Origin of the sequence: Streptomyces nidicola (genome assembly GCF_050106155.1) — a bacterium.
Classification (GTDB): domain Bacteria; phylum Actinomycetota; class Actinomycetes; order Streptomycetales; family Streptomycetaceae; genus Streptomyces.
Genome location: NZ_JBNBPI010000001.1, coordinates 6,589,029 through 6,605,866 on the forward strand (window position 1 = coordinate 6,589,029; position 16,838 = coordinate 6,605,866).

General features: G+C 70.9%; 13 protein-coding genes. 7 read left to right on the plus strand and 6 right to left on the minus strand.

All coding sequences use genetic code 11. The features are described 5' to 3' along the window. Positions 1-709: 709 nt before the first annotated feature. Positions 710-3,853 carry an isoleucine--tRNA ligase gene (gene ileS, locus ACOKM3_RS29750; RefSeq protein WP_426904091.1) on the minus strand — a complete coding sequence of 1,048 codons (3,144 nt, stop codon included), beginning with the start codon at positions 3,851-3,853 and terminating at the stop codon, positions 710-712. A 627-nt stretch (positions 3,854-4,480) separates the two neighbouring features. Between ileS and ACOKM3_RS29755 the strand changes: the two genes are divergently transcribed. From ACOKM3_RS29755 to ACOKM3_RS29780, 6 genes are all read left to right on the plus strand, one after another. Then, positions 4,481-5,545, plus strand: coding sequence for a TraR/DksA family transcriptional regulator (locus ACOKM3_RS29755; protein ID WP_426904092.1), 1,065 nt, complete (start codon positions 4,481-4,483; stop codon positions 5,543-5,545). A gap of 98 nt (positions 5,546-5,643) precedes the next feature. Then, positions 5,644-6,237 carry a signal peptidase II gene (gene lspA, locus ACOKM3_RS29760; RefSeq protein ID WP_426904093.1) on the plus strand — a complete coding sequence of 198 codons (594 nt, stop codon included), beginning with the start codon at positions 5,644-5,646 and terminating at the stop codon, positions 6,235-6,237. A gap of 82 nt (positions 6,238-6,319) precedes the next feature. Beyond that, positions 6,320-7,261, plus strand: a complete 942-nt coding sequence (locus ACOKM3_RS29765) for an RluA family pseudouridine synthase (RefSeq protein ID WP_426904094.1) — start codon at positions 6,320-6,322, stop codon at positions 7,259-7,261. Further along, positions 7,258-7,737: a GNAT family N-acetyltransferase gene (locus tag ACOKM3_RS29770; RefSeq protein ID WP_426904095.1), complete on the plus strand. Its 480-nt coding sequence runs from the start codon at positions 7,258-7,260 to the stop codon at positions 7,735-7,737. The genes ACOKM3_RS29765 and ACOKM3_RS29770 overlap by 4 nt, the downstream gene beginning before the upstream one ends. A 127-nt stretch (positions 7,738-7,864) precedes the next feature. Then, entirely contained in the window at positions 7,865-9,451 is a 1,587-nt protein-coding gene (locus tag ACOKM3_RS29775; protein WP_426904096.1) for a Na+/H+ antiporter, read from the plus strand. A gap of 41 nt (positions 9,452-9,492) precedes the next feature. Next, positions 9,493-10,239, plus strand: a complete 747-nt coding sequence (locus ACOKM3_RS29780; protein WP_426904097.1) for an SDR family NAD(P)-dependent oxidoreductase — start codon at positions 9,493-9,495, stop codon at positions 10,237-10,239. Here ACOKM3_RS29780 and ACOKM3_RS29785 read toward each other — a convergent pair. After that, positions 10,236-11,342 (minus strand): mechanosensitive ion channel family protein, encoded by a 1,107-nt coding sequence (locus ACOKM3_RS29785; protein ID WP_426904098.1) that lies wholly within the window; start codon positions 11,340-11,342, stop codon positions 10,236-10,238. The genes ACOKM3_RS29780 and ACOKM3_RS29785 overlap by 4 nt on opposite strands. 62 nt (positions 11,343-11,404) lie before the next feature. Here ACOKM3_RS29785 and ACOKM3_RS29790 point away from each other — a divergent pair, with 62 nt between their 5' ends. Further along, a complete protein-coding gene (locus ACOKM3_RS29790) occupies positions 11,405-11,974 on the plus strand; it encodes a dienelactone hydrolase family protein (protein ID WP_426904099.1) in 570 nt (189 codons plus the stop codon). 7 nt (positions 11,975-11,981) lie between these two features. Here the strand turns inward: ACOKM3_RS29790 and ACOKM3_RS29795 are convergent, their stop codons facing one another. The 4 genes from ACOKM3_RS29795 to ACOKM3_RS29810 form a co-directional block, all read right to left on the minus strand. Next, a complete protein-coding gene (locus ACOKM3_RS29795) occupies positions 11,982-13,655 on the minus strand; it encodes an alkaline phosphatase D family protein (protein ID WP_426904100.1) in 1,674 nt (557 codons plus the stop codon). A 112-nt stretch (positions 13,656-13,767) separates the two neighbouring features. Continuing rightward, positions 13,768-14,619 carry a thioredoxin domain-containing protein gene (locus ACOKM3_RS29800; RefSeq protein WP_426904101.1) on the minus strand — a complete coding sequence of 284 codons (852 nt, stop codon included), beginning with the start codon at positions 14,617-14,619 and terminating at the stop codon, positions 13,768-13,770. Positions 14,620-14,689: 70 nt separating this feature from the next. Beyond that, positions 14,690-15,370, minus strand: coding sequence for a hypothetical protein (locus tag ACOKM3_RS29805; RefSeq protein ID WP_426904102.1), 681 nt, complete (start codon positions 15,368-15,370; stop codon positions 14,690-14,692). A gap of 64 nt (positions 15,371-15,434) precedes the next feature. Then, the gene (locus ACOKM3_RS29810; RefSeq protein WP_426904103.1) at positions 15,435-16,760 is read right to left on the minus strand and encodes a DUF2252 domain-containing protein; all 1,326 of its coding nucleotides are present in this window, start codon (positions 16,758-16,760) and stop codon (positions 15,435-15,437) included. Positions 16,761-16,838: the final 78 nt, after the last annotated feature.

A 16,838-nucleotide genomic window follows, 5' to 3' on the forward strand; every position in this document is an offset into this window, starting at 1 on the left:
CCGGGCCAAGGCCTTTGCGCTGGCCGCTTGGGGTGGGTGTTCTGGTGTACGTAGGGGGTACGAAACGCCGAAGGGCCGGTTGACCAGAAACGTTTCTGGTCAACCGGCCCTTCGGTCGTGGGTCGTGACGGTCGGCCGTCACCCGGCCTCGGGGCTCCGCCCCGGCCCCCGCTGCTCAATCGCCGCAGGGGCTGAAAAGTTCGGGGCTCCGCCCCGGGCCCGTGCGTCAAGCGCCGGCGGGGCTGGGAAGGGTCGGGCTGTGTCCCGGACCCCGGGCCTCAAGCGTCGGCGGGCTGGAAGGGTCGGGCTGTGTCCCGGACCCCGGGCCTCAAGCGTCGGCGGGCTGGAAGGGTCGGGCTGTGTCCCGGACCCCGGGCCTCAAGCGTCGGCGGGCTGGGAAGGGTCGGGCTGTGTCCCGGACCCCGGGCCTCAAGCGTCGGCGGGCTGGAAGGGTCGGGCTGTGTCCCGGACCCCGGGCCTCAAGCGCCGCAAGGGCTTGGAAAATCGGGGCTTCGTCCCGGACTGTGCGCCTCAAGTGCCGGCGGGGCTGGAGAGATCGGGGTTCTGTCCCCGGCCCAGGGCCGCGATCGCGGCGGGGCTGGGAAGGTCGGGCTTCGTCTGGGAAAAGTGATCGCCGGGCGGGGTTGAGGTATCAAGCCCGCCCGGCGATTGAGGGCAAGGGGGTCCGGGGGCGGAGCCCCCGGTGTGGCTAGGCCTTGCGGAGGTGGAAGGTCAGGCTCAGGCCCTCGTCGGTGAAGGCGGAGCCGTACGTGTCGTCCGCCTCGGACTGGGTGAAGTCCGTGGCGAGGACCTCGTCGGCGATCAGGCCCGCGTGCTCGGACAGGGCCGAGATCACCGCCGGGTCCGTGGACGTCCACCGCAGGGCGATCCGGTCCGCCACGTCCAGGCCGCTGTTCTTGCGGGCCTCCTGGATCAGGCGGATCGCGTCACGGGCCAGGCCCGCCTGCCGCAGCTCCTCCGTGAGCTCCAGGTCGAGCGCCACCGTGGCGCCGGAGTCCGAGGCGACGGACCAGCCCTCGCGCGGGGTCTCCGTGATGATGACCTCATCCGGGGCGAGGTCGATCTTCTCGCCTTCGACCTCCACGAAGGCATTGCCCTCGCGAAGGGCCAGGGACAGCGCCGCCGCGTCCGCGTTCGCGACCGCCTTCGCCACGTCCTGGACGCGCTTGCCGAACCGCTTGCCGAGGGCACGGAAGTTCGCCTTGGCGGTGGTGTCCACCAGGCTGCCGCCGACCTCCGAGAGCGAGGCCAGGGAGGAGACGTTCAGCTCCTCCGTGATCTGGGCCTGGAGCTCGGGGGAGAGGCCTGCGAAGCCCGTCGCCGCGACCAGCGCGCGCGAGAGCGGCTGGCGGGTCTTGACGCCCGACTCCGCGCGCGTGGCGCGACCGAGCTCCACGAGCCGGCGGACCAGCGCCATCTGCGTCGACAGCTCCGGGTCGATCGCCGAACGGTCGGCCTCGGGCCACGAGGACAGGTGCACCGACTCCGGGGCGTCCGGGGTGACCGGCACGACCAGGTCCTGCCACACGCGCTCCGCGATGAACGGCGTGAGCGGCGCCATCAGCTGAGTGATCGTCACCACCACGTCGTGCAGGGTGCGCAGCGCGGCCTTGTCGCCCTGCCAGAAGCGGCGGCGCGAGCGACGCACGTACCAGTTGGAGAGGTCGTCGACGAACGCCGAGAGCAGCTTGCCGGCGCGCTGGGTGTCGTACGCCTCAAGGGACTTGGTGACCTCGTCCGTGAGCTGGTGCAGCTCGGACAGCAGCCAGCGGTCGAGCACCGTGCGGTCGGCCGGGGCCGGGTCCGCCGCGCTGGGTGCCCAGTTGGACGTACGGGCGTACAGGGCCTGGAAGGCGACCGTGTTCCAGTACGTGAGGAGCGTCTTGCGGACGACCTCCTGGATGGTGCCGTGGCCCACGCGGCGGGCCGCCCAGGGGGAGCCGCCGGCCGCCATGAACCAGCGCACGGCGTCGGCACCGTGACGGTCCATCAGCGGGATCGGGTCCAGCGTGTTGCCCAGGTGCTTGGACATCTTGCGGCCGTCCTCGGCGAGGATGTGGCCGAGGCACACCACGTTCTCGTACGACGACTTGTCGAAGACCAGCGTGCCGATCGCCATCAGCGTGTAGAACCAGCCGCGCGTCTGGTCGATGGCCTCGGAGATGAACTGCGCCGGGTACCGGGACTCGAAGAGTTCCTTGTTCTTGTACGGGTAGCCCCACTGCGCGAACGGCATGGAACCCGAGTCGTACCAGGCGTCGATGACCTCGGGCACGCGCACCGCCGTCCGCGTACAGCCCTCATGGGTGCACGTGAACGTGACGTCGTCGATGTACGGGCGGTGCGGGTCGAGGGACGACTGGTCCGTGCCGGTCAGCCGCGAGAGCTCCTCGCGCGAGCCGACGCAGGTGAGGTGGTTCTCCTCACAGCGCCAGATCGGCAGCGGCGTGCCCCAGTAGCGGTTGCGGGACAGCGCCCAGTCGATGTTGTTCTGCAGCCAGTCGCCGAAGCGGCCGTTCTTCACGGTCTCCGGGAACCAGTTGGTCTTCTCGTTCTCCTGGAGGAGGCGGTCCTTGATGGCCGTGGTGCGGATGTACCAGGACGGCTGCGCGTAGTAGAGCAGCGCCGTGTGGCAGCGCCAGCAGTGCGGGTAGCTGTGCTCGTACGGGATGTGCTTGAAGAGCAGGCCGCGGTTCTGAAGGTCCTCGGTCAGCTGTTCGTCGGCCTTCTTGAAGAAGACACCGCCGACCAGGTCGAGCTCCTCCTCGAAGGTGCCGTCGGGCCGGACCGGGTTCACGACGGGCATGCCGTACGAGCGGCAGACCTTGAGGTCGTCCTCACCGAAGGCGGGGGACTGGTGGACCAGACCCGTACCGTCCTCGGTCGTCACGTACTCGGCGTTGACGACGTAGTGGGCCGCCGGCTCCTCCGGGAACTCCACCAGCTCGAACGGACGTTGGTACTTCCAGCGCTCCATCTCCGCGCCGGTGAAGGACTCGCCGGTCGTCTCCCAGCCCTCGCCGAGCGCCTTCTCGACGAGCGGCTCGGCGACGACGAGCTTCTCCTCGCCGTTCGTGGCGACGACGTACGTCACGTCGGGGTGCGCGGCGACGGCCGTGTTGGACACCAGGGTCCACGGGGTCGTCGTCCAGATCAGGAGCGCGGCCTGGCCCGCCAGCGGACCGGAGGTGAGCGGCAAACGGACATAGACCGAGGGGTCCACGACCGTCTCGTAGCCCTGGGCCAGCTCGTGGTCGGAGAGGCCGGTGCCGCAGCGCGGGCACCAGGGAGCGACGCGGTGGTCCTGGACCAGCAGGCCCTTGTTGAAGATCTCCTTCAGCGACCACCAGACCGAGTCGACGTACTCCGGGTTCATCGTCCGGTACGCGTCGTCGAGGTCCACCCAGTAACCCATGCGGGTCGTCAGGTCGGAGAAGGCGTCGGTGTGCCGGGTCACGGACTCGCGGCACTTGGCGTTGAACTCGGCGATCCCGTACGCCTCGATGTCCTTCTTGCCGCTGAAGCCGAGCTCCTTCTCGACCGCCAGCTCCACCGGGAGGCCGTGACAGTCCCAGCCCGCCTTACGGGCCACGTGGTAGCCGCGCATCGTGCGGAACCGGGGGAACACGTCCTTGAAGACGCGGGCCTCGATGTGGTGGGCGCCCGGCATGCCGTTGGCCGTGGGCGGGCCCTCGTAGAACACCCACTCGGGGCGCCCCTCGGACTGCTCCAGGGTCTTGGCGAAGATCTTCTGCTCGTCCCAGAAGTCGAGCACCGCGTGCTCGAGGGCGGGCAGGTCGACCTGGGCGGGCACCTGGCGGTACTGCGTCATCAGTCTTCCTCCGGCGGATCTGCCTTCTTCCGTCGGAGGGACGAGAGGCTGCTGCGCCGTGTGCGGCGCGCTCCCGCGGTACCACCCTCCTTGGCCCGCCGGGGCGTGGTGCGCTCCGGTGAGCCCCCTCATTGGGGTCGCGATGCCGGGTCTACTGGCCGCGCCCTGCGGGCTGCGGTGTTCTTCCGGCGGCTCCGGGGTGATCTTCGCGTCGCGCTCGCCGCCGGGCTTCCACCGTCCCCGGTTCGCTCTTGGCTGCCTACGCCGCTACTCGGCCCCATCCACGCTTTTCGCTCCGCCCAGTGTACGGCGCCCGGGAGGGGGCGGCCGACCGGTTTTCGCGGGGGCCCGGGCGGGCGCGGCGCGGGTGCGTCCGGTGACCCGAATGGCCATACGCCGGTTGTCCGATCCTGGCCGGTCACCGGGCGGGCCGGGGGAGGCCGGGACGGCGGCGGATTACCAAGCGGGGAGCTGGGCACAACGCTTGCAGGTTCGTCGCGGGTCGGTCACGAGGCCTTCGCGCGGGGCCCGGTCCTGTGGTGCGCCCCGTTGCCGCGGGCCTGGAGTCGATTTATCGTCCCAGCACGATTCGCGAGCAAGATCACAAATTGTGAAGGGGCCGCGACCATGGTGGCGAAGAAGACCGCCGATCAGCAGTCGGAGTCCGGGAGAACCACGGGCGCGGCGGCCTCCGGCGGTGCCGGGAAGGACGCGGCCGGGGCGAAGGCGTCGCAGACGCCCGAGCCGAAGGAGACGCCCTCCGGCAAGAAGAAGTCGTCCGCCGCGTCGCACACGACGACCCGCAAGCAGACGAGCGCGAAGGCCACGTCCACGAAGGCGACACCGGAGAAGGCCACGACCAAGAAGGCGGCGACGGCGAAGAGCGCGACCAAGAAGACGACTGCGGGCAAGAAGACGGCCGCAGCCAGGACGGCGGCTGCGGAAAAGGCCGAGGCCGGCACCGAGGAGGGCGCGGCGGCGGCCGGTGCCACGGACGCGGAACCCAAGAAGGCCGCGGCCAAGAAGAAGACCGCAGCCGCGAAGGCGGAGGGCAAGGGCCCGGGTGCCGGGAAGGCGGGTGCGCACGCCGAGAAGGCGGGGGAGAAGGCGGACGGCGTCGGCCCGGCGGGCGGACGCAAGGGCGCGAAGAAGACGGTCGCCTCCGCGACCGAGGACGCGGCCGAGGCCGCGAAGCAGACGGGAGCCATGACAGTGGTTGCGAAGAAGACTCAGGGCACGGCCACGGCGACCAAGAAGCCGGGCGCGGTTCCCAAGGCGCGCGGCACCGCCGAACCCGGCGAGCTGGCCGTCCGTCCGGGCGAGGATCCCTGGACCCCGGAGGAGGCCGAGGAGGCGCGCGCCGAGCTGCAGAGCGAGGTGCTGCGGCTCGGGCACGAGATCGCCGCCGCCGAGGAGGGCCTCGCGGGGCTGATGCGCGACTCCGGGGACGGGGCAGGCGACGACGACGCCGACACCGGCACCAAGAACATCACCCGCGAACACGAGATGTCGCTCGCCGCCAACGCGCGGGAGATGCTGCTCCAGACCGAGCGGGCCCTGGAGCGCCTGGACGCGGGGACGTACGGGCTCTGCGAGAACTGCGGCAACCCGATCGGGAAGGCGCGCATGCAGGCGTTCCCGCGGGCGACCCTGTGCGTCGAGTGCAAGCAGAAGCAGGAGCGCAGGTACTGAAGCGTGCGCCGGGCCCGCGCCGGGGCACCGGCCCATGGGGGCGGGCCCCCGCGTGCCGTACTCTCGTCCTCAGTCAGGTACTAGGTTGAGGGACTCACGTGGCAGAGGCGGAGCGCATCATCGGTACGCCGGATTCCCCGGACGCGGGGGCAGCCGAGCCGGAGCGGCCCGATGAGGTCGACGAGCAGGTCCAGGAGCGGCCCAAGGGCAGGCGGCGGATCGCCGTGCTGTTCGTCGTGGCCGCGCTCGCGTACGTCCTGGACCTGGGCAGCAAGCTCATCGTGGTGGCGAAGCTGGAGCACCGCGACGCCATCCACATCATCGGTGACTGGCTGCAGCTCGAGGTGATCAGGAACCCGGGCGCCGCCTGGGGCATCGGCGAGGCCTTCACGATCATCTTCACCCTGATCGCGGCCGCCGTGATCGTCGTGATCGCGCGGCTCGCCCGGAAGCTGTACAGCACGCCCTGGGCGATCGCCCTCGGTCTGCTGCTCGGCGGGGCGCTCGGCAACCTCACGGACCGGATCTTCCGGGCGCCGGGCGTCTTCGAGGGCGCCGTGGTGGACTTCATCGCGCCGAAGCACTACCCGGTGTTCAACCTCGCCGACTCGGCGATCGTGTGCGGCGGCATCCTGATCGTGCTGCTGTCCTTCCGCGGCATCGACCCCGACGGGTCCGTCCACAAGGACTGAGGCCCGAGGCCCGCGGCGCACAAAGGCCGAGGTCACGGGGCTCGTGTGCGGGAGTGTCGGTGCGCTCCTGCATACTCGATGCGTGAGCACGATTCCCGAGGTCCGCACCCTGCCCGTACCCGACGGCCTGGAGGGCGAGCGCGTAGACGCCGCCATCTCGCGCATGTTCGGCTTCTCCCGCACCAAGGCCGCCGAGCTCGCCGCCGCCGGAAAGGTCGCGGTGGACGGCTCGGTCGTGGGCAAGTCCGAGCGGGTGCACGGCGGCGCCTGGATGGAAGTGGAGATGCCGCAGGCGCCCGCTCCCGTACAGATCGTCGCCGAGCCCGTCGAGGGCATGGAGATCGTGCACGACGACGACGACATCGTCGTGATCATGAAGCCGGTGGGAGTCGCCGCCCACCCCAGCCCCGGCTGGACCGGGACGACGGTGATCGGTGGCCTCGCCGCCGCCGGGTACCGGATCTCGACGTCCGGCGCCGCCGAGCGCCAGGGCATCGTCCACCGCCTCGACGTGGGCACGTCGGGCCTGATGGTCGTCGCCAAGTCGGAGCGGGCGTACACGTCGCTGAAGCGCCAGTTCAAGGAGCGCGTCCCGGACAAGCGGTACAACGCGCTGGTGCAGGGCCACCCCGACCCGATGAGCGGCACCATCGACGCGCCCATCGGGCGGCACCCGAACCACGACTACAAGTGGGCCGTGACCGCAGAGGGCAAGCCGTCCGTCACGCACTACGACCTCATCGAGGCCTTCCGCGCCGCCTCGCTCCTCGACATCAAGCTGGAGACGGGGCGCACGCACCAGATCCGCGTCCACATGTCCGCGCACCGGCACCCGTGCGTGGGCGACCTGACGTACGGCGCGGACCCCACGATCGCGAAGCGGCTGGGCCTGACGCGGCAGTGGCTGCACGCGGTGCGGCTCGGCTTCGAGCACCCGGCGGACGGCCAGTGGGTCGAGTTCGAGAGCGAGTACCCGGAGGACCTTCAGACGGCCCTGGACAGGGTCAGGGCGGAGAGCGCGTGAGCACCCCCCTTCCCTCGTACGTGACCCGTGTCGCGGAGGACGAGGCGGACCGGCAGGCCTGCTTCGCCGTCCGCAAGGAGGTCTTCGTCGTCGAGCAGCGCGTACCCGAGGACATCGAGTACGACGCGTACGACGCAGGGGCGGTGCACGTCCTGGCCGTCCGGCAGGACGGGGAGCCGCTCGGCACCGGTCGCCTGCTGACCGGCGAGGCAGCCGCCGTGAAGAACGGCGGGGCGGCGGATGTCGGCGCCCTCGGGCGGCTCGCCGTGACGAAGGCGGCGCGCGGACTCGGCGTCGGCGCCGCGCTGGTGCGGGCCATCGAGGACGCGGCCCGCGCGCGTGGGCTCGCCGCCGTGGACCTGCACGCGCAGACGCACGCGCTGGGGTTCTACGAGCGCCTCGGATACGTCGCGTACGGGCCGGAGTTCCTCGACGCCGGCATCGACCACCGTGCGATGCGGAAGACGCTCGGCTAGACAGCGGCGGCGTCCCGGCGGCCCGGCATCGTGGTCACCGGGCCCCGATAAGACCGATTTGATCTGAAGCGCGTGGCACTCTTGAGGCCGGAACGCACATGATCGTCGAGTCTGGTCGGAGTCCCCGGTGGATCAATTGGCCCTGCTGTTCGTGCTGTTGCTCGGGGCCGTGCTGACCGTCCCCCTCGGTGACCGGCTCGGCCTGCCGTCCCCGGTCCTGATGACCCTGCTCGGCATCGCCCTCGCGCTGATCCAGGCGGTGCCGAATGTCGACATCAACCCGGATCTGATCCTCCCGCTCGTGCTGCCACCGCTGCTCTACGCGGCCGTGCACCGCACGTCCTGGCGCCAGTTCGCCGCCAATAAACGGCCGATCTTCCTGCTCGCCGTCGCCCTGGTCTTCGTCACCACGGCCGCGGTCGCCTTCACCGCCGACGCCATCGTGCCGGGCCTGCCGGTGGCCGCGGCCGTCGCGCTCGGCGCGCTTGTGGCGCCGCCCGACCCGGTCGCCGCGACCGCCGTCGCGGGCCAACTCGGCCTGCCCCGGCGCATGGTGTCGATCCTGGAGGGCGAGGGCCTGTTCAACGACGTGACCGCGATCGTGCTCTACCACGTCGCGATCGCCGCCGCCGTCAGCGGCACCTTCTCGCTGCCGCGCGCCGCGCTCGACCTGGTCCTGTCCGCGGTCGTCGCCATCCTCGTCGGCTGGGCGCTCGGCTGGGTCGCCAACAAGCTCATCGGCTATCTCGGCGACGCCACGCTCCAGATCGGGCTCACGCTCCTGATCCCCTACGCCTCGTACGTACTCGCCGAGGAGCTCAAGGGCTCGGGCGTGCTCGCGGTCCTGACCACGGCCATGTTCCTGGCCGAGCACGCCTTCGACGCAGACGACGTGCTGACGCGGCTCACCGGGCGGGCCTTCTGGGACGTCGTGGACACCCTCGTCACGGGCGTCGCGTTCGGTCTCATCGGCCTGGAGGTGCACAACGTCGTCAGGACCGCGCAGGGCCGCTGGGGCGAGATGTTCGGCTGGGCGGGCGCGGTCGTCGGGGTCGTCATCGTCGTACGGCTGTTGTGGCTGTTGCCGATGACGTGGGTGACACGGCGGATGCACCTGCGGCGCGATGTCGACGAGGACATCCCGGTCAGCTGGCGCGAGACGGTCGTCATGTGGTGGGCCGGAATGCGTGGTGTGGCCTCGGTGGCGCTGGCCCTCGCCATCCCGCTGACCATGGACGACGGTTCGCCCTTCCCACAGCGGGACGAGATCGTCTTCCTCGCCTTCGGGGTGATCATGGCGACCCTGGTGCTGCAAGGGCTGAGCCTGCCGTGGCTGGTGCGCAAGCTCGGGGTGCGCAGCGACGACACCGCCGAGCGGGAGTTCGAGCGGCAGCTCGCGATGCGGGCCGCCAAGGCCGCGAAGCGTCGGTTCAAGGAGATCGAGGAGGTCGAGGAGCTGCCGGACGAGGTGACCGAGCAGATGCTGCGCCGCGCGCTCGACATCGGCCTGCGCATCAACCCGGAGATCGGCGCGGACGAGCGGCGCGAGAAGCAGACCAAGCGGGTCGAGCGGATCAAGCGGATCCGCCGGATCCAGGCGGAGATGATGTCGGCGGCCCGGCACGAGGTCCTCGCGGCCCGCAGCGAACCGGGCTCCGACCCGGAGGTGGTCGACCGGGTGCTCAGGAAACTGGATGTGCGCAGTTTGCGTTAGAGATCGCCCGGCGGCGGGTGTGGCGTCATAGGCTCGTGTGTATGGCACGCAACGTGATAATCACCGGTGGCGGTACGGGAATCGGGCTCGCGGCGGCGAAGGCCTTCGCCGCGGAGGGGGACCGGGTGCTGCTGGTCGGGCGGCGGATCGAGGTCCTGGAGAAGGCCGGTGTGCCCGGCGCCCTGAAGTACCCGGCCGATCTGAGTACGGTCGAAGGGGCGCGCGGCGCCGCCGACTTCGCGCTCGAGGCGTTCGAGGGCACGGTCGACGTCATCGTGCACAGCGCCGGCGGGCTCGGCGGCCGGATGCTCCCGGCTCCGGAGGGGGCCGATCCGCTCGACGCGGTCGCCCACGACTGGAACGCCAACTTCCGTATCAATACGCTCACTTCGGTCCTGCTGACCGAGGCGCTGCGCGAGCACCTGACCTCGCCGGGCGGGCGCATCGTGTTCCTGTCCTCCATCGCCGCGCTGCGCGGCTCGGGCACGGGTGCGTACGGCGGCGCCAAGGCGGCCCTGCACCCGTACACGTACGACCTCGCCAAGGCCCTCGGCCCGCGCGGCATCACCGTGAACACCGTCGCGCCCGGCTACATCGAGGACACCGAGTTCTTCGGGCCCTCGATGCCCGAGGCCGACTACCGGCGCCGGGTCGACGCCATCCCGACCGGCCGCGCCGGGACGCCCGAGGACATCGCGGCCACCGTGCTGTGGCTGGCTTCGCCGGGCGGAGGCCATGTCAGCGGGCAGATCGTCCAGGTCAACGGCGGGGAGTGCCTGGGGCGTTAGCCCCGGCCGGTGCGGGGCGCCCGGCCGTTGCGGCTGAGGACGTGCTCCGGCAGGGAGCCCGCCTCGTCCGGGGCGACCAGGGCCGTCGCCGTGTTGATCCGCGGCAGCGCGTACGGGTGCTGGTCGGTCAGCCAGCGCACGAGCTGCTCGCGGACCGTGACCCGCACCGTCCAGATGTCGTCCGCGTCCTTGGCCGTGACCAGGGCGCGGACCTGGAGCGTGCTGGGTGTCGTGTCGGTGACGGCGAGGCCCCAGTCGCGGCCGTCCCAGGCGGCGCACTCGCGCAGGATGTCGTGCAGCTTCTCGCGCATCTCGGGCACGGGCGCGCTGTGGTCGAGGTGGAAGAAGACGGTGCCGGTCATCTGGGCGCCGCCGCGCGACCAGTTCTCGAACGGCTTCGACGTGAAGTACGAGACCGGCATGGTGATGCGCCGCTCGTCCCAGGTGCGTACGGCGAGGAAGGTGAGGGTGATCTCCTCGACCGTGCCCCACTCGCCGTCCACGACCACGGTGTCGCCGATCCGCACCATGTCGCCGAACGCGATCTGCAGGCCCGCGAAGAGGTTGCCGAGCGTGGACTGCGCCGCGACACCGGCGACGATGCCCAGGATGCCGGCCGAGGCGAGCAGTGAGGCCCCGGCCGCTCTGAAGGCGGGGAACGTCAGGAGCATCGCCGCCGCCGCGACCACGCCGACGACCGCGATGACGACGCGTTGGATCAGGGTGACCTGGGTGCGCACGCGGCGGACCCGGGCCGGGTCGCGCTGGGCGGTGGCGTAGCGGGCGTAGGACGACTCGACGACGGCGGAGGAGATCCGGACGGCGAGCCAGGCGGTGGCCCCGATCAGGACCAGGTTGAGCGTTTCTCCAATGGTGCCGCCGTGTTCCTTCGCGACGCCCGTCTGGTCGTACGAGCCCCTCAGCAGCGCCGCGCAGAGCACGAGCTGGAGCGGCAGCCGGCAGCGCCGCAGCAGTCCCCAGAGCGGCGTCTCGTGGTGGCGCTCGTCGGTGCGCAGCAGCAACCGGTCGACCGCCCACCCCACCAACAGCGTGAGCACGACCGAGCCACCGATGACGATCAGTGGACGCAGTACGTTCTCCATGCCACGACGGTAACCGGGATCGGGCGCGCCTAACCTGCGAGGGCCCTGGCACCATGGAGCCCATGAACATCATGCTTTTCCATTCGGCGTTCGGTTTGCGGCCCGCGGTCGAGGCCGCCGCCGACCGGCTGCGGGCCGCCGGGCACGAGGTGTGGACCCCCGATCTCTTCGAGGGCCGCACCTTCGACACCGTCGAGGAGGGCATGGCCTTCAAGGACGAGATCGGCAAGGACGAGCTGCTCAAGCGCGCCGTCCTGGCGGCCGCGCCCTACTCCGACCGGGGGCTCGTCTACGCCGGGTTCTCGTTCGGCGCCGCGACCGCGCAGACCCTCGCCCTCGGCGACGACAAGGCGAAGGGGCTGCTGCTCCTGCACGGCACGTCCGACATCGCGGAGGGCGTCACCGTGGACGAGCTCCCGGTCCAGCTGCACGTCGCCGAGCCCGACCCCTTCGAGACGGACGACTGGCTGACCGCCTGGTACCTGCAGATGGGGCGCGCGGGCGCCGACGTGGAGGTCTACCGGTACGCCGGGGCGGGCCACCTCTACACCGACCCCGACCTTCCGGACTACGACGAGGAGGCCGCCGAGGCCACCTGGCGGGTGGCGCTCGGCTTCCTCGAGACGCTGTAGCCGCCTGCTACGCCACCGGGGCGTCCGCCCGCTCGACCTTCTGGGTGCCGGTGAGGGTGCGGTACGAGCGCTGCCAGGCGGACGTCGCGCTCTGGTCGGCGCGGTCGGAGATCACGTAGAAGTCCATCTGGGTGCGCTCGGCCGTGACGTCCAGGACGCCGTATCCGTGGCGGTCCATGTCCAGCCAGCGCACGTGCCGGTTGGCCGCCTTGATGGCGCCCTCGGCGACCGTGGAGAGCGTGTCCGGGGCGACGTGCAGGATGTCGTCCAGGTTGTCGGATGTCACGGACGTGACCACGAACTCCGTCGCGGCGGAGGGGGACAGCGGATACGTCGCCGCCTTGACCGGCACGTCGTTGGCCCACGCCATGTGAATGTCGCCGGTCAGGAAGACGGTGTCGCGGACGGCGTGCTCGCGCAGGTGGGAGATGAGTTCGGCGCGGTCGTGCGTGTAGCCGTCCCACTGGTCGACGTTGATCGCCAGGCCCTCCTTCGGGAGGCCGAGCAGTTCCGCCAGCGGGCCCGCGATGTGGGCGGGCAGCGAGCCGAAGGCGACCGGCGAGATCATCACCGAGGTGCCGACCAGCTTCCAGCGCGCGTCGGATGCGGTGAGGCCGGACTTCAGCCAGTCGAGCTGGGCGCGGCCGGTGATCGTACGCTCCGGGGAGTCCACCGCGCCGTTGCCGACGCTCGACTGCTCGGAGCGGAACGAGCGCAGGTCGAGCAGGTGCAGGTCGGCGAGGTTGCCGAAGCGCAGGCGGCGGAAGACCGTGCCCGCGGTGGACGGGCGGACCGGCATCCACTCGAAGTAGGCCTGCTTCGCGGCCTGTTGGCGCGCCTGCCAGGAGCCCTCGGTGTCCGGCGTGTGGTTCTCCGCGCCGCCCGACCAGGCGTCGTTGGCGAACTCGTGGTCGTCCCAGATCGCGATCAGCGGGTGCGCTGCCTGCATCGCCTGGACGTCGGGGTCGGTCTTGGTCTGGCCGTGCCGGGTTCGGTAGTCGGCGAGCGTGACGATCTCGTGGGTCGGTCGGTGCTCGCGGACGGTGTACTCGGCGGTCGGGTACTCGCCCGTCTTGTACTCGTAGAGGTAGTCGCCGAGGTGCAGGACCGCGTCCAGGTCGCCGCGGGCGGCCAGGTGCCGGTACGAGGAGTAGTAGCCGGCCTCCCAGTTGGCGCAGGAGACGACGCCGAAGCGCAGGCCGTCGGGGGACGCGTCGGCGGCGGGGGTGGTGCGGGTGCGGCCCACGGGGGAGTGGGTGGCGTCCACGGAGAAGCGGAAGTAATAGGCGGTCGCCGGGCGCAGGCCCCTTACATCGGCCTTGACCGTGTGGTCGGACGCGGCGCTCGCGGTCACGGTTCCCCGGCCGACGACCTGACGGAAGGCCTTGTCCTCGGCGATCTCCCAGGCCACCCGCACATCGGGGCCCTTGCCGGAGCCGGGCACCGCGTCGGCGTTCGGTGTCACGCGCGTCCACAGCAGGACCCCGTCGGGCAGCGGATCGCCGGACGCGACGCCGTGCAGGAAGGCGGGGGCCTCGGCGGCGTGGGCGGGAGCCGCCGCGGCGAGCGGCCCGGCGAGCGCGGCGCCCGCGGCCGCGGCCTTGACGACCGTACGGCGGCTCGGGGCGCCCGGCGTGCCCGGCGCGGATCTGGGAACGGATTGATGAAGTCGACTGGTCACAGCCGGTCAGACTACTGACTGGTAGATACAGAGAACGGGCGAACCCGAAAGGTTCGCCCGCTCTTCGTCTGCGCTTGTCCCTCCTGGGACCGGACGTCAGCCCTTGAGGACGTCAGCCCTTGAGGGCCTTCTCCGTCGCGGTCTTGTACTCGGCCACGGTCATCGGAGCGTTCTGGCCGTCCGAGCCGGTCAGCTTCTTGCCGTCGATCACCAGGCTGGGGGTGCCGGTGACGCCGTCCTTGTTGGTGTCGAACGACTTGGACATCTTCATGGCCCAGTCGTCGTACGTGCCGTCCGTGACGTCCTTCTGGAACGCCTTGTTGCCCTTGAGCGAGTCAACGGTGTCGGCGATCTTGATCAGGTAGTCGTCGTCCTTGAACTTGTCGTCGCTCTCCTCGGGGTGGAACTTCGCCGAGTAGAGCGCCGTCTTGTAGTCGAGGAAGGCGTCCTGGCTCACATTGAGGGCCGCGCCGAGCGCGCTCAGCGCGTTCTTCGAGCCCTCGCCGTTGGTGCCGACGTCGCCCTTGGCTGCGCTGTCGCCGTCGAGGAACGTGCCGCCGACGTACTGGAGCTTGAACTTGCCGGCCTCGACGTCCTTGTGGAGCGTCGGGCCGACCGTCTGCTCGAAGGAGGCGCAGACCGGGCAGCGCGAGTCCTCGTAGATCTTCATGGTCTTCTTGGCACTGGACTTGCCGATGACGACGGTCGTGCCGTCCTTGCCCGAGGTGTTCTTGGGCGCCTTCACGGCGGAGGACTTGGCGTCCATCGCCGTCTCCCAGTGGGAGGGCTTGTTGGCCTGCATCACGGCATAGCCGACGCCGCCGGCTATCGCGAGGACCGCGACGATGGAGACGCCGACGATCGCCTGCCGCTTCGTCTTCTCCCGCTTGGCCTGGCGCTCGCGTTCGGCGCGCAGCCGCTCACGGGCCGCGGTCTTCGCCTCTTGGGTGTTGCGCTTGCTCATGGTCGTGCTCCGTAGGTGAGTGACATGCGTATGGGGGACTGCCGTGCCGGAGCCCGAGCCGGAACGTGGCTCAGGCGGCGGGGCACGGCGGCCCGCGCCGTCCTACGGAGTGCACCCAGAGCCGGGTGCGGGAGGCCGGTACGCGCGTGGCGGGGCGCGGAAGGCGGACGTCCGGCTCGCGCCGGACGGTGACCGCGGCGAACGCGATGAGCAGCGGCCGGAACGCGAAGGCGGCCACCGCGCGCAGCAGTTGGGCCAGGGCCTGCTCACCGCGGCGCAGCCAGGCGGCCGCGAGCAGGCCGACGGCGACGTGCGCGCCCAGGAGCAGCCAGGAGGCAGCCGGGTCGGTGTGCGCGAAGAGGGCCGCGGCCCGCTCCGAGCCGCCGCCCGTCATCCGGGCGAGCGGTGTGCCCACGTTCCCCGCGCACAGCACGTCGAAGCCGAACTGGCGCAGCGGGCCCGCGACGGGGCCGCCCGCCCGGCCGTAACAGACGTGCTGGCCGGTCGTGAAGACCGTGTCGGCGGCCAGTTCCAGCGGGACGAGCAGGGCCGCGATCCGGCCGAAGCCGCGCTCGCGTCCTGCCAGCGCGTACGCGATCACGAAGACGGCCGCGGTGATCGCGGCGACCGTCGTGAGGGGCAGCGGGGCCCGGGACAGCAGCACGTGCGACGCGACGGACAGCGTCACGGCGCATGCCGTGAACAGCGCCGCGCGCATCACTCGTAGCTGGGTCCCGGATATGTCGTCCATCGCGGCAGAGTGTGCCATGGCTTCCTGTAAGCGATGCCTAAAGGGGGCCGATTCACAGCACCTTTCACAGCCCCGGGATCCGGCCGTTGCGGAACAGGTCCACGAAGATCTGGTGGTCCGCACGCGCGCGTGCCCCGTAGGAGTGCGCGAAGTCGACCAGCAGGGGCGCGAAGCCCTCCTCGTCGGCGGCGATCGCCGCGTCGATGGCGCGCTCCGTGGAGAACGGGACGAGCGACTCGCCGGACTGGTCGTCCGCCGCCGCGTGCATCGTCGCCGTGGCCCGGCCGAGGTCGGCGACGACCGCCGCGATCTCCTCGTACTCGTCGATGTCGCCCCAGTCCAGGTCCACCGCGTACGGCGAGATCTCGGCGACCAGCTGCCCGGCGCCGTCGAGCTCCGTCCAGCCCAGCCACGGGTCGGCGTGCGCCTGCAGGGCGCGCTGCGAGATGACCGTGCGGTGGCCCTCGTGCTGGAAGTAGCCGCGGATCGCCGGGTCGGTGATGTGCCGTGAGACGGCCGGGGTCTGGGCCTGCTTCATGTAGATCACGACATCGTTCTCGAGGGCGTCGCTGTTGCCCTCCAGCAGGATGTTGTACGAGGGGAGGCCCGCGGAGCCGATACCGATGCCGCGGCGCCCGACCACGTCCTTCACCCGGTACGAGTCGGGACGGGAGAGCGAGGCCTCCGGCAGCGTCTCCAGGTACCCGTCGAACGCCGCGAGCACCTTGTAGCGCGTCGCCGCGTCCAGCTCGATGCTGCCGCCGCCCTCGGCGAAGCGGCGCTCGAACTCGCGGATCTCCGTCATGGACTCGAGCAGGCCGAAACGGGTCAGCGAGCGGGCGTCGCGCAGCGCCTCCAGGAGGGGGCCATCGGCCGTGTCGAGCGTGAAGGGCGGCACCTCGTCGCTCTTGGCGCCGGTCGCAAGGGCGTGGATGCGCTCGCGGTAGGCCGCCGCGTACGTGCGCACGAGGTCCGTGATCTGCTCGTCGCTCAGCGCCTTCGAGTAGCCGACCAGCGCCATGGAGGCGGCGAAGCGCTTGAGGTCCCACGTGAAGGGGCCCACGTACGCCTCGTCGAAGTCGTTCACGTTGAAGATCAGCCGGCCCGTGGAGTCCATGTACGTGCCGAAGTTCTCCGCGTGCAGGTCGCCGTGGATCCACACCCGGCTGGTGCGCTCGTCCAGGTACGGCCCGCCGTGCTGCTCGCGCTCCACGTCCCCGTAGAACAGGCAGGCCGTGCCCCGGTAGAACGCGAAGGCCGAGGCCGCCATCTTGCGGAACTTGACCCGGAAGGCCGCGGGGTCGGCGGCGAGGAGCTCGCCGAACGCGGTGTCGAAGACGGAGAGGATCTGCTCGCCGCGCTGTTCAGCGGTGGGCTGCGGTTCCGACATCGCTGGGTGCCTCCTGGTGCGGGGTGGTCCGGTACGCCGTACTGACGCGTGGGACAGATGTTCTGATCTGTCCAACGC

What these genes read in the sequence shown, in the direction of transcription:
- ACOKM3_RS29790 (WP_426904099.1), top strand. Translation starts at nt 11,405, where the DNA reads ATGAACATCATGCTTTTCCATTCGGCGTTCGGTTTGCGGCCCGCGGTC.
- ACOKM3_RS29800 (WP_426904101.1), bottom strand. Translation starts at nt 14,619, where the DNA reads ATGAGCAAGCGCAACACCCAAGAGGCGAAGACCGCGGCCCGTGAGCGG.
- ACOKM3_RS29785 (WP_426904098.1), bottom strand. Translation starts at nt 11,342, where the DNA reads ATGGAGAACGTACTGCGTCCACTGATCGTCATCGGTGGCTCGGTCGTG.
- ACOKM3_RS29805 (WP_426904102.1), bottom strand. Translation starts at nt 15,370, where the DNA reads ATGGACGACATATCCGGGACCCAGCTACGAGTGATGCGCGCGGCGCTG.
- ACOKM3_RS29780 (WP_426904097.1), top strand. Translation starts at nt 9,493, where the DNA reads ATGGCACGCAACGTGATAATCACCGGTGGCGGTACGGGAATCGGGCTC.
- ACOKM3_RS29755 (WP_426904092.1), top strand. Translation starts at nt 4,481, where the DNA reads ATGGTGGCGAAGAAGACCGCCGATCAGCAGTCGGAGTCCGGGAGAACC.
- ileS (WP_426904091.1), bottom strand. Translation starts at nt 3,853, where the DNA reads ATGACGCAGTACCGCCAGGTGCCCGCCCAGGTCGACCTGCCCGCCCTC.
- ACOKM3_RS29810 (WP_426904103.1), bottom strand. Translation starts at nt 16,760, where the DNA reads ATGTCGGAACCGCAGCCCACCGCTGAACAGCGCGGCGAGCAGATCCTC.